The sequence below is a fragment of the Acidicapsa borealis genome (assembly GCF_059115245.1).
Map to the genome: position 1 here is coordinate 5,677,330 of NZ_JCACNY010000001.1, position 12,478 is coordinate 5,689,807.

Sequence of the window (12,478 nt, forward strand, 5' to 3'; positions counted from 1 at the left end):
GCTTGAGGAGGCGGTGTGCCTGAGACGACGGTTGCGAATCGGATTCAGCTAGCGGCACTGCCTGTGCCTGCTGCGAATCCGCTGTTCAAGCCGGTTCGGCGCACGCGTTCGGCCAGACAAGTCATCTCTCCGTTGGCATTGATTCCTCTCTTCTGCGCTGCGGTGTTGTACCTCGCGGGAATCGTGATTGCCCGGTACGCCGCTGTTCCCGTTGGTCTGTTCCTGCTTGGAGTGTTGGGGCTGGGTGCGATTGCGGCGCTGGCGATTGCGAGGGCTCCGCGGATTGCCTGGCTTCCGGTGGCGACGGTTTGGCTGGTACTGGGGATGTGGTCGGCAGCGACCGAGCCTCGATTGGAAGCCAATGTCGCGGTGGTGACTCTCTCGGACGGCTTGCTGCGAACAGTGGACGGTACGGTGGCTGAGGCTGGGCCGGTTCGAGAGCAGGCCACTGGGGATGCTGCCGATACGGATGAGGCCACGGATTCCGACGATACTCCGGCGACGGCGGAGCGCAGTCAGCGGATTGACGTACAGCTCTCGGCAGTGGAGGTTTTGTCGGAGACTTCGGACGGAATGCAGACGATTTCGCCTGAGCCTGCTGCGCGACTACGGCTGACCGTGATCTGGCCGGCTGGCGGGCTGGCGGATCCTTTGCCCTGTGGGCAGCGGGTCCGGGCGATCGTTCGGATGCGGCCGCCGGATGTGTATTTTGATCCGGGTGTCTGGGACCGTGCGGCATATCTCGAAGCGCACGAGGTATCGGCAACTGCGTCGGTTGTTGCCGGGGAGCGGTTTGGAGCTGCGCCTCGGATGGCTCTGGTCGGCGCTCCGGGATGGTCGTTCGCGTGCGCGATCCAGGGTTGGCGCAATGCCGCGAGTGCGCGACTGCAGTTGCTGCCGAGGCTGACTCGTTCGCTGCCGGGGGCGCTGCGGGCGAGCCAAGAGGATGCGGCCATGCTGACTGCTCTCCTGACTGGAGACAGGACGTATCTCACGCGCAGGATTCGGGGTGGGTTTGAGCGGACGGGGTCGTTTCATCTCATTGTGGTTTCGGGGCTTCACCTGGCGATTCTGGCGGGGTGCGTCTTTGCGCTTGCGAGAAAGGCACGACTGCCGCGCTATGCAACGACGACGCTGACGATCCTGGTGACGCTTGGGTATGCGCTGTTTACCGGGTTTGCCATTCCGGCGCAGCGATCGTTCTGGATGATCACACTGTATCTCGTCGGGCGGCTGCTTTTTCGCGAGCGCAGTCCGCTGAACGTGATCGGGTTTGCAGTGCTGTGCATGGCGGCGGTGAGCCCGCGAAGCATCTTCGAGGCGAGCTTGCAGATGACGGCGCTTGCGGTGACGGCGATCGCCGGGGTGGCTGTGCCGCTAATGGAGCCGACGGTCAGTGCTCGCATCCAGGCGACACGGGACTTGCGACTGGTGGGGATCGATCCGAAGCTGCCGCCGAGGATTGCTCAGTTTCGCGTAATTCTGCGGATGATTGCCCGAGAGCTGGAGATGGCGGCCAACGCGCGCATTGCATGGCGGGTCTTTCTGTTCCTGGTGCGGCTGGGGTTGCGATTGGCTGAGCTGGTTTTTGTGACGACGGTGGTGGAGCTGGTGCTGGCGCTGCCGATGGCGATGTATTTCCATCGGATCACGGTGTACGCGATGCCGGTGAATCTGGTGATTCTGCCGCTGCTGGGGGTGCTGGTGCCGGCGACGATGCTGCTCCTGGTGGTGCTGGCAGCGTGGCCGGCGGCGGCGTTTGTTCCGGCGGCTGTGTGTCTCGGAGTGCTGCACGGCAGTGTCTGGCTGGTGCGGACGCTGGGGGCGATGCGGCTGGGCGATCTGCGGGTGCCTGACCCGGCGGTCTGGCAGATGACGGCGGCGCTGATCTGCTTTCTGCTGGCGATAGCCCTGGCGCGGCTGCATCGGCGGACCCGACCGTGGGCGCTGGCGGCGATCGCGATGATGGCGTTGGCGGCGCTTTGGCCGAGGCCGGTCGATCACCCGGTAAATGCACTACTGTTTGAGGCAATCGACGTTGGTCAGGGAGACTCGCTGCTGCTGATCTCTCCGGATGGGAAGACGCTGCTGGTGGATGGCGGAGGCGTGGGATTTCTGCCGTACCGGAAGGTAGCGCGGACGCAAGTTCATGCCGCGGAGCAGTTTGATGTGGGGGAGGAGGTGGTTTCGGCGGTGCTTTGGTCGCGGGGTATCCGGCGGCTGGATGCGGTGGCGCTGACCCACGCGCATCACGACCATATGGGCGGACTGGCTGCTGTGCTGCGGAATTTTCATCCCCGGGAATTATGGGTGGGCAACAACCCGCCAGCTGCGGCCTATCTTGAATTGCTGCAAACGGCTGCGGATGCTGGGGTTGCAGTGCGTTCCCTGCGAGCTGGCGATACGGTCGCACTGGGTGCGATGCAGATCCGGGTGCTGGCTCCCACTGCGGACTACAAGCCGGGGCGGGAGCCGGGGAACAACGATTCGCTGGTGCTGCAGGCGCGGTTTCGGAAGACTTCGGTGCTGCTGGAGGGGGATGCGGAGTCGCCGGAGGAGCACCGGCTGCTTGCTGCAGGCGACCTGCCCAGCGGTAATCTGCATAGTACGGTGCTTAAGGTCGGTCATCATGGTAGCCGGACATCGACCGGTCCGGAGTTTCTGGCGCGGGTGGCGCCGGAGTTTGCGGTGATTTCGTGCGGGCGGCGCAATCGGTTTGGGCATCCCCGCGCGGAAATCCTGGCGGAGCTGGAGGCAGCGCATGTGCGTACCTTCCGGACGGATCGGGATGGCGCGACCTGCTTTGTGCTGGATGGGAAGACGGTTACCGCTCAGGCGATGTGCGGTGTCGCGCCCGAGCGAGACCGTTGACGAACCAGGAAACCGGCGGAATGCCGCGGCGCGGTTCAGGGTGGTCCTGAAAATCGATGCGGTGTAGTATGCAGCCAGCAGGTACGAATTCGCGACAGAAATTCACAATCGCAGATCACACATTCCGGAGGCCCCATCGCGCATGAGCCAGCCCGCTGCTGAAACCACCGTTCAACCTGCCCATCCGCCCGAAATCGATGCTTCTCGCCGACCCGGCCAGTTGCCTGGCCAGGCCTCTCAAAGCCCGGAAGAAAAAGCGGAAGAAGCACAACGCATCCGCCGGCTGCAGCGGATGGTCGCCATGGTGATGCACGTGATTCAGCAGGACCGGGCGCTGCCGGTGGAGCGCGCTTCGGCGCTGGTGGCCGATGCGCGGCGGGCGGCGCTGGCGATGTTTCCGGACAAGGCGCAGGCCTTTGACATGCTGTACTGGCCGGGATTGCAGCGGACGATGCGCGAGCGCTACCGGATGCAGTAAGGCTATTTCGCTTCGATTGTCGCCAGGCGGATGGTGATGGTGCCCCAGAATGATCGGGCGCGCATCTGCACGGGGATATGACGGTCGTCGTCGGTGTACCAGATCCAGATCTGGCCGCGGCCTTTGACGATGCCAGCCTCGGCCGTAGGCTCGACGCGAACCGTCTTGAAGGTGCCGGCGGGAGTTTTCAGCTCCTCGCGACCCTCGACTTTCATGGTAACGATGACGGTTTTGAGCGGATCCACCACGGGAAGATCGAAGCTCTTGCCAACTTCCAGTGGCTGGGACGAAGAGTAGAAGACGCCGGTGAGCAGATCGGTGAGGCACCCTGAGATGTTGGCTTCGATGTGTTTGGACTGGCCGGAGGTGAGGTTTTTTTCGTCCAGAATTGACTTGCCCCGGGCGTAATCGAGCTTGAGGGTGGAGTTGATCTGACGGCGGCCTTCGACAGTCTGCTTGTCGAACTCCGAGGTGCAGCCTTTTTCGCGATCGAAGGTGGACTGGAACTTGTCGCTGATGTGAAAGAGCAGGTTGATGGCGCCGGTGGTGTCGGCGTTGACGGACATGTGCTCGCTGGAACCGTTGGCTTCGAGATGCACGACTGCGGTGGCGGCGGGGAAGACACGCCAGTCCACGGAGTAGGTCAGGGTCTGCTTTGTCGGAAAGCTGTAGCCGGGGCGCGGAGCGGGAAGCGGCGGAATGGAGGAAGAAACGCTGGTCTGCGGAAGTGCAGGCTGAACGGGTGTGGGCTGCTGGGCGAACGCTTCGGGAACGATGGCAATGAGCGGCAGGCTGCAGACTGCGCCAACGAAACAAGTTTTCAACGCGCTACGCAGCTTCACCTTCAGGGCCGGCTCCTCGTTCGTGCATTCGCTTCGGCTGACACCGATATCGTTCTCAGACTCGTGGCCTCTGCCGCAGCGCTGTGCGGAAAACCCATCGGTCCATTTCTTAGACGGCTTGTGGTGCAAAAACCTGTCGCTGACACGGCTGCGAATCGCGGTATGGCGTCGATGCGGCGAAACTGGATGGTGAAACTGGCACCCAGCTAACGCCCCAGCCAGGCGTGCAGCAGCATGGCGGCAAACAGGCTCAAATACAGTAGAACGGCCCCTATAGCTGAATTGTACTCCCGGTGTTTGCGGTAGAGATCGAAGGAAAACCGGCCCGGTTCGGAGTTGTTGGCGTAGGCGGGCAGGCCTGGAGTGATGCGCGGAAGCAGCCGGGGAACGCGTCTGCAGTAGCCGTAAAACTCGGGAAATGTCTGGCTCAGGAACGCTTCTTCGGAGGCGATGACCGGGATGTAAATGAGGCTGAAGGCGACGGCAAGGATCAGCGCGAAGGGCCAGCTCATGAGGGCTAAAGCAAAGCCGCCGGCGATGAGAATCGAACCCAGATAAAGCGGGTTGCGGGTGTGGGCGTAAGGGCCGGTCTGGGTGAGTTCCCGGTTCTTCTTGACGTAGCCGGCGGCGTAGCCGCGCAGCCATAGCCCGGGCAGAACCAGCGCCAAGCTCCAGAGGATGGGCCACAACTGAGGACGGTGGGTGTAAAGCTGCCAGAGGTAGAATCCGGCGGCAACGAACCCGAGAGGCACGCGAATGCGCCTGGCAATCTTTTGCCAGCGTTGCATGAACGACAGTTCTGGCTGATTTGGAGTGCTCATCCAGACACCCATTCCGAGGTTGGGCCAGACCGCTTGCGGGCGTGGCGTTCTTCGAGCAAGAGGTCAGCGGCGGCGGCGATGACAGCATCCGGCCAAATGGTGAGCAGTCCGGCCTCAGGAGCGTCGCGGCGCGTGTGGTCCTGGCGGCTCTCGGGATTGCGCAGGACGCGAAAGCGCGTGCCGAAGGGCCCGTTACGCTTGGGGTCAGTTGGGCCGTAGATGCCGACCACCGGCTTGCCCAGCGCACACGCGAGATGCAGTGGTCCGGTGTCGCCGCCGATGACGAGAGTGGCGCGGCGGGTGAGGGCGATGAGTTGGTCGAGGGCGCAGCGAACAACGGAGCAGGGACCGTCTGCCGCACCCAGCACCTGTGCCGCGAGTTCATCTTCGCCGGGTCCGGCATTGATGAGGACCAGCGCTCCGCGATTGGCAAACTCCTCAGCGACGGCGCCGAAGCGGGCGGCGGGCCAGCGTTTTGCGCCCCACCCGCCGCCAGGATGGATGAGGATGACCGGCTTGCCCGAGATGTTCGCGGTGAGCACGCCGGGAAGCCGGTCGCACCAGGCCTCGGCTTCCAGATTGACGGGAAGGACGGGCGTGATGGGCGTGATGAGATCGCCATAGACAGCGCTTGCCAGCTCGGCATCCTGCTCAATGACGTGAGCGCCAGCGGTCTCAACGTGTTCGGTGAAGAGCCAGCGAGCTGGGCCTTCGCGAGGCTCGGCCTCGCCGATGATGCGGTGCGAACCGGCCAACCGGGAAACAACGGCGGAGCGGATGGAGCCTTGCAGGTCGAGAACTCCGTCGTACTTTGCCGCATGCATGGCGGACCGCAACTCACGAATTTCTGCCCAGGTCTGGCTGCTCAGCGGCTTCTTGCCCCAGGCTTTGGCGGGGACGAGGTGAATCTGGTCGACGATGGGCCGGGCCGGGGTGCGGGGGGCGTCGGGGGCTGCGTCTTCGTCTTCAGCGGAGAGCAGCGGCAGCCAGCGCGGGTCGATGGCCCAGTCAATCTTCCAACCGGGGTGGGCACGGCGCAGGGCGGTAATCGCCGGGAGAGCATGGAGGACGTCTCCCATGGCCCCGAGGCGTACGACCAGCAACCGATACTGAACCTGGCTTCGCAAACCCTAATTTTCTCACAGGGTGGAACCGGGGATTTAAGTTCCGAGATGACCCCGCAGCCAAACGGAGACGCTCGCAGGGTCTTCGAGCTCGACGCGCAAATCTGCGACGTGCAGAGGCGCGATTTGCTCCAGTTGAGCGTTCATCGCTCCCAGACGGACGTGATCCTTGGCAGTGGTAACGAACGCGTTGGCGCCGGTTTTCTCGGCGAGGCCCTCCAGCACGGCAAGCTCGGCGGCTCCGAATTGCTGATGATCGCGGAAGGCGTGGCGCGCGGCCAGGGTGAGGCCAGAGTCTTCCAGTCCTGCGAAGAACTGTGCGGGGCGGGCGATACCGCAGAAGGCGACGACTTTTCCACTGATCGCAGGGATTTCCATGCGGCGTTGAAAGCGCCAGATGGGCTGCGCATGGCCTGATGCGCGGAGCTTTTCCACGGCCGCGTCATCGTCCAAGGGAACCGCAAAGACGGTTGCACGGCGCAACGCGGAATACGGTTCGCGGAGGTTACCGGCCGGCAGCAGATGATCGGCGAGGTCTTCGGAGTTGATCAGGACGATGTCGATCTGACGGGCTAGCTGGCGATGCTGGAAGCCGTCGTCGAGTAGATGGATGCCGGGCGTTTCTGCGAGGACGGTTTCGGCCAGTCTGCCCGCCTCGAAGCGGCTTGCGCCGACGAAGACCGGGAGACCGGTGGCGCGGGCGATGAGCAATGGCTCGTCCCCGAGGCGGTCTGCTGCTCCTTCCGGGTTCACTTGTTCGATGGAGGTGGTCGTTCGTCCGTAGCCGCGGGAGAGGATATCGACGCAGAGGCCATCCCCTTGCAGGAGTCGGGCGATGGCTATGGTGAAGGGCGTTTTACCTGTGCCGCCTGTCGAGAGATTGCCCACGCTGATGACTGGCCATTGCAGGCGCTTTGGCTGGACTCCGGCCCAGCGCAGCGCGGCTCCCGCTGCGTAGAGCGGGACCAGGGGCAGCATCCATGGTCTACGGGGCGATCTGCGGGGCGGTCTGCGCGGAGACGGCATCAGGGGCGTCCTCCGGCTTTCAGTAAGGCGACGATTGCGCTTACGGTGCGGGCGGTGACGCCGCCCTGCCTGGTGAAGGCGGATCTTGCCCGCTCACCCAGCTCTTTCGCTTCTGCGGGGTTGAGCAATAAGCGGGTCAGTGTTGGCTGCAGTTCGGCTGGGGTTGTGATGACGATGGCCTGTTCCTGGATAAGGTCCTCGATCATCGCCTGGAAATTCTGGTAGTGGCTGCCCATAACGATGGGGACGCCGAACTGGGCGGGTTCCAGTGGGTTGTGCCCGCCTGCGGGAATGAGACTTCCTCCGACAAATGCAACCACGGCCAGTGAGTAGATCGATGCCAGTTCGCCAATGGTATCGAGCAGGACGATTTCGCCGTGGGCCAGTGGGGTATGCCCAAGGGCGGATCGTCTGCGCCACGGAAAGCCGGAACCAGTCAGCAGCTCGGCAATTGCGGGGAAGCGCTCCGGGTGGCGGGGCGCCAGGACCATGGCCAGAGCCGGATCGGCGGCTAGCAACATAGGCCAGGCGGAGAGCAGGGCGGCTTCTTCGCCTTCCAGGGTGCTGCCGGCCACCAGCAGTCGAAGTCCCTTGGAAAGCTGGCTGAGAAGCGCGGTCACTTCCGTGTCACCGGCGGCGCGGACATCATACTTCAAATTGCCGCCGACGCTGACTGTGCCGCAACCGAGCGAACGCAGGCGCTCGGCGTCAATTTCGGACTGCGCGAGGACCAGTGCGAGGCGTCGCAGGAATGGCTCCCAGAGGCCCCGCAGGCGCTGGTAACGTGGCCATGATCTGTCGGAGATGCGAGCATTCACCACGGCGACCGGAATGTTGCGACGATGGCAGCTGGTAAGCAGGTTCGGCCAGAACTCGGTTTCTGCCAGGACCAGCAAAGCGGGCCTGAGAGCGCTCAGATATGCGGCGACAGCCCAGGGAAGGTCCAGCGGGCAGTAGAAGACGCGCTCTGCTCCGAAGCGCTGCCGGGCCAGCGCCTGGCCGGTGCGGGTGGTGGTGGAGACGAAGACGCGGTAGGCGGGCAAAGCGATATCGAGTTCCGCGACGAGGCGGCTTACGGCCAGCACTTCACCGACAGAAACCGCGTGCAGCCAGATAACGGAGTGCCGGTTGCCTGCGTCCAAACGCCATTCCGCCAGCCGCTTCGGAACCCGGCCCAGGCGTTCGCCCAGTCCTTCGCGATACTTGCTGGTCGTCGCCAGTCGCCACAGCCACCACGGCGCACCCAGGATGAGCGCCAGCAACAGGCCTGCGTTGTAGAGGAACAGAGTCATGGATTCAATGCGCCGCGATACCAGCGAAGTGACCGGCAACCCTCAAATCATACAGAGGTGGCGAGTGGGCAGTAGCCCTCTGCCAAAACCGCGGCCAATCCTGATAAAGTCACTCTCGATGAGATTCTCGCCCCTCGTGACTGGAATTACAGTGTCAGCGGCTTGGCTGACGATGTGGCTGCTGCCGCCGGTGCTGGCCAGCGACCATACTCCGCCGGCGGTACAGCCGGCGACGGATTTTGCAGCGGTTGAGGTGCATGCTGACGAGCGGCTGGCCATTGCCGCCGAGCCGTACGATACCCACGAAAAGATGGAGCTGTTCCGGGTGGACTACGTTTCGCATGGCGTACTGCCGGTCCGTCTGATTGTGACCAACAACAGCGACCGGCCCATTTCACTGCGGGATGCGCGGATTCTCTACGTGACGGCGCAGGGCGACCGCATCCAGGCCGCTGACCCGGAGGATGTGGAGCGGTTGATGACGCGCAAGGAGAAGGAGGGCGGCAAGATTCCGCTGCCCGGGCCGCTGCCCTCGATCAAACTGAAGCCCAAGGCCAGCGACAAGGCGATCGAGCAGGACTTCGACACGTTCGAATTTCAGGCGTTGGTGGTAGAGGCGCATACGACCCGTGCAGGGTTCCTCTTCTATGACATTGGCGGGCTAAATCATCCGCTCAAAGGCGCACTGCTCAACCTGCACACCATCAAGGATGCGGACGGCCGGGAGCTTTTCTATTTCGAGATCCCGTTCGATAAGTATCTGAAGACGAAGTCAAGCCAGATGAACTAGCTTTCTTCGGTCAGCTTAAGTTCTTTTCGGAACTGATAAAAGCTCAGCCCCGCATCGCCCTGTTTCAAGACACGCGTCTGCTCCAGCCTGCCGTAGTTTTCTGCGAGCGGGCTTTTCTTTCGGTGCTCGGCGATCACGATGGCATCTGGCGCGAGTAGTTCTGCGCACTCGCCTCCGAGCAGGGTGAGGGTGTGTTCGTACTCAGTCGCGTCCTCGTAGGGCGGGTCAAGGAAGACGACTGCGATTTTTTCCTTAGTGGCGTTCGCCAAGGCTCCGCGCAGGTAGCGGGCGACTGACTTCTTTTCAATTTGGACAGCGGGTCCGCGAATGCCGAGATGACTCAGGTTCTTCTGCAGGATGGCGAGCGCAGGAGTGCCCTGCTCCACGAAGATGGTTCGTGAAGCGCCACGGCTTACGGCTTCAATCCCGACAGCGCCTGAGCCGGCATAGAGATCGAGAAATACTCCTCCGGCGACGCGGTCGACAGCGCCGTTCGTAAGGACGTTGAAGAGCGTTTCGCGCAGGCGGTCGGCGGTCGGACGGGTGTCCATACCGGCTGGAGCCAGCAACGGACGCGATCGATAATTGCCGGCTATAACTCGCATGTCCCGATATTTCCACCCCGCACTTTACGGCTTGGACTTCCGATATCGAAACGAATCCGCCTCGTGCTCGAGATCTCATCCGTCCGGCGAAGGCCCAACCTCTACAATGAATGGGTATGCGTGGCTGGTCAATCCCGTTAGGCCGGTGGATGGGCGTGGAAGTACGCATTCACACCTTTTTTGTGCTGCTGTCGGTGGTTTGCATTCTGTATGCGAACACCGTTGGCGCAGGCACGGCGGCCGGACTGGCCCTTTGGTTTCTCATTGGCACGGCGGTAGCTGTGCGGGAAATAGCGCGCCTGTTGGTAGCTGCCTGGCTTGGGTTACGGCTGCGAACGATCCTGCTGTTGCCGATTGGCGGACTCTTTGCCTATGCCACACCGGAAAGCCAGGAACAGGCCAACAGCGGTGGTACGCAGTTTGCACTTGCGCTCGCCGGGCCGGTTGCCAACCTGGCTACTGCTGCCGTGCTCGCGGCCACATTGACGGGGGTGAGCGGCAGTTTCGCTCTCTTCGCCATGCCATTCGTGACGCCCACAGCGCTGTTGCGAGCCGCCGTATGGTTGCAGGCATTTGTGGGCCTGCTGCACTTCCTGCCAGCCTACCCTCTGGATGCGGGACGGCTTCTGCGCAACGGCATGGCTGGCGCGCAAAGCAACGCGCCGGCCAGCCGCGCGCTTGCCGGGCTGGGACAACTGGTGGCTCTTTCGGCGATCTTCGTGGGATTTTTCATGCATGATCCGATCCTGCCTGCACTGGGCTTCTTCATCTTCATTGGAGCGCAGCTTGAGGATCAGGGCGTCTTCTTCCAGTCCGTCGTGGATACGGTGCAGATGCGCGAGGTCATGCTTACAGACTTTGCCACCCTCTCGCCTTCAGACACGCTGGCCGATGCACTTGGGCGCTGCGTGCATTCGTTGCAGGAGGACTTCCCTGTTGTGCGCGGGGCACAGCTGGTTGGCATCGTGAATCGCCAGCGCATCGTTGAGGCCTTACGCATGGACGGCAATGGCTACATTCAGGGCGTAATGTCGCGCACCTTCCAGGTCGCCAAGCCCGAAGACACGCTGGGCGCGATCATTCGCCGCATCACTGCAGGGCGCGGGCTTACGCTGATTCCCGTGGCCGAGGGCGAGAAGATCGTGGGTATGGTGAGCGTGCAGAACCTGATGACTTCCATGTCGCTGCTGGCGGAGCAGCGCAAGGTGGAGCGCAGTGAATCAGGCAACTGACCGGCCTTTGCAGATCAGCTGCCTGTTCTTGTCCACTCGCAATAGAACTGCTCTTACCTGACTTCCTGCATCGGGGTCCAGCTCGCGCTGCCAACCTGGCCATTGGGGTTGAATGATGGTGAGTCGGTGAGGATGTACTCATTCGTATTGCCGGTAGTGCTGGCCCAGGCGTGATTGTAGCTGCTGGGCAGCTGCACGTTCTGCCCCGTGGAAGGATCGTGGTACAACGCCTGATCGCCCATGTACATGGAGAACTGCTGCGAGCTGTGTTCCAGCGCCGCTGACCGATGCGCGGCCACGTTGGCATGGACCTGGTTTGAATAATCCTGAACGCCCTGGCGAATGGCCGCCTGCTGACGCGCTGCGTTGGCATTATCGGCAGCCATCTGAGCTGCTATCTGACTGATGCGAGACTTCATCTGCTGCTTGATCGACTGCATGTTGGCCGAACTCTGAAGGCATGCGGTTTGATACTCGGGATTCACCCAGACCGAGTCCAGCATGGCTGCAAACATGGCATCTTTGGAGGCGTATTCGCCCTTGGGAGTGAAGGTAGCCACCTGCATCGGATAGTCGATGGTTGAGAGCGTTGCGCCGTTGGGAAGACGGTCTGTGCGCACCACCTGCATCACAGTCAGATAGCCATCGGAGTCATCCCTTGGGTCGCCCGACTTGACGCGGATGCGCCCAACCTCGACGGTAAGATGCGAGCCCTGCTGGGCCAGCTGCTGATTGGCTTGCTGCACGGAGGTGTTCATCTTTTCAGCAACGCCGGGAACTGGCTCCATCTGGCCAGTTGGCTCAACGCCCTTGCCGAATTCGCGGACGAGCTGGCCGATCTTCTGCGCCAGGGGCTGCGGCTGTTCAATCTTGCAGACCTGCATGCGGCTGTACTGCTGATTGTCCTGCTGGATGAACTGCAGGATGGAGCGGTCTGTGCTCCAGATGCTGACCGTTGAGGGCATCGAAATGATACCGCTCTTCTTGTCCGGGCTGGTGGCAACAAAGCCCAGGCGACCGCTGGTGAAGTTGCAGTCGTTGGGCTGCACCATCTTCGGGCCACCATTGAATTGCCAGTCATTCGGAATCAGCATGCTGAGCGCTACGACCTGCTTCTGCTGCTTTGCTGGAATGTTCCATTGCGGAATTGCGTCCCATCCGATCGTCGTCTTGACTTCGGCCTTTTTCATGTGCCAGACGTGGCCATTGCCTGCCGCCGTGGTTTGAGTATTCGGCTTGGATGCTCCGTGCATGGCGCTGCCTCCGCTCTTGGGCTGTTGGCTTTCAATGCTGTTGCAACCGGTCAACACGATGACCGTGGCACATGCGGCAATGCTACGTTTGAAGATGGAATGCATTGGATTCTCCTGGACTGCTGGCGCTGCCTTACAGGCTTT

11 protein-coding genes are annotated in these 12,478 nt (G+C 62.3%); 4 read left to right on the top strand and 7 right to left on the bottom strand.

Going from position 1 to position 12,478, the window contains the following annotated elements; genetic code table 11:
• Positions 1-15 precede the first annotated feature (15 nt).
• Together AC5S27_RS23195 and AC5S27_RS23200 are read left to right on the top strand one after the other, a co-directional pair.
• Positions 16-2,871, top strand: coding sequence for a ComEC/Rec2 family competence protein (locus tag AC5S27_RS23195; RefSeq protein ID WP_493936932.1), 2,856 nt, complete (start codon positions 16-18; stop codon positions 2,869-2,871).
• Positions 2,872-3,013: 142 nt separating this feature from the next.
• Complete coding sequence (locus AC5S27_RS23200; RefSeq protein ID WP_493936933.1) at positions 3,014-3,349, top strand: hypothetical protein; 336 nt, start codon at positions 3,014-3,016, stop codon at positions 3,347-3,349.
• Between the two features lie 2 nt (positions 3,350-3,351).
• Here AC5S27_RS23200 and AC5S27_RS23205 read toward each other — a convergent pair whose 3' ends face one another.
• The 5 genes from AC5S27_RS23205 to AC5S27_RS23225 form a co-directional block, all read right to left on the bottom strand.
• Positions 3,352-4,191 (bottom strand): DUF3108 domain-containing protein, encoded by an 840-nt coding sequence (locus AC5S27_RS23205; RefSeq protein ID WP_493936934.1) that lies wholly within the window; start codon positions 4,189-4,191, stop codon positions 3,352-3,354.
• A 206-nt stretch (positions 4,192-4,397) separates the two neighbouring features.
• Entirely contained in the window at positions 4,398-5,012 is a 615-nt protein-coding gene (locus AC5S27_RS23210; RefSeq protein ID WP_493936935.1) for a methyltransferase family protein, read from the bottom strand.
• Positions 5,009-6,139: a glycosyltransferase family 9 protein gene (locus tag AC5S27_RS23215; protein ID WP_493936936.1), complete on the bottom strand. Its 1,131-nt coding sequence runs from the start codon at positions 6,137-6,139 to the stop codon at positions 5,009-5,011. The genes AC5S27_RS23210 and AC5S27_RS23215 overlap by 4 nt, the downstream gene beginning before the upstream one ends.
• Positions 6,140-6,172: 33 nt before the next feature.
• A complete protein-coding gene (lpxK, locus tag AC5S27_RS23220; RefSeq protein WP_493936937.1) occupies positions 6,173-7,114 on the bottom strand; it encodes a tetraacyldisaccharide 4'-kinase in 942 nt (313 codons plus the stop codon).
• Between the two features lie 47 nt (positions 7,115-7,161).
• The gene (locus AC5S27_RS23225; protein WP_493936938.1) at positions 7,162-8,493 is read right to left on the bottom strand and encodes a 3-deoxy-D-manno-octulosonic acid transferase; all 1,332 of its coding nucleotides are present in this window, start codon (positions 8,491-8,493) and stop codon (positions 7,162-7,164) included.
• 97 nt (positions 8,494-8,590) lie between these two features.
• On the opposite strand from AC5S27_RS23225, the gene AC5S27_RS23230 reads away from it, so the two are divergent.
• Positions 8,591-9,244, top strand: coding sequence for a hypothetical protein (locus AC5S27_RS23230; RefSeq protein ID WP_493936939.1), 654 nt, complete (start codon positions 8,591-8,593; stop codon positions 9,242-9,244).
• Here AC5S27_RS23230 and rsmD read toward each other — a convergent pair.
• Positions 9,241-9,849, bottom strand: a complete 609-nt coding sequence (gene rsmD / locus AC5S27_RS23235) for a 16S rRNA (guanine(966)-N(2))-methyltransferase RsmD (RefSeq protein WP_493936940.1) — start codon at positions 9,847-9,849, stop codon at positions 9,241-9,243. The genes AC5S27_RS23230 and rsmD overlap by 4 nt on opposite strands.
• A gap of 116 nt (positions 9,850-9,965) precedes the next feature.
• On the opposite strand from rsmD, the gene AC5S27_RS23240 reads away from it, so the two are divergent.
• Positions 9,966-11,081: a CBS domain-containing protein gene (locus AC5S27_RS23240; RefSeq protein WP_493936941.1), complete on the top strand. Its 1,116-nt coding sequence runs from the start codon at positions 9,966-9,968 to the stop codon at positions 11,079-11,081.
• 53 nt (positions 11,082-11,134) lie between these two features.
• Here AC5S27_RS23240 and AC5S27_RS23245 read toward each other — a convergent pair whose 3' ends face one another.
• On the bottom strand, positions 11,135-12,439 hold the full coding sequence (locus AC5S27_RS23245; RefSeq protein WP_493936942.1) for a hypothetical protein: 1,305 nt from the start codon (positions 12,437-12,439) through the stop codon (positions 11,135-11,137).
• Positions 12,440-12,478 lie beyond the last annotated feature (39 nt).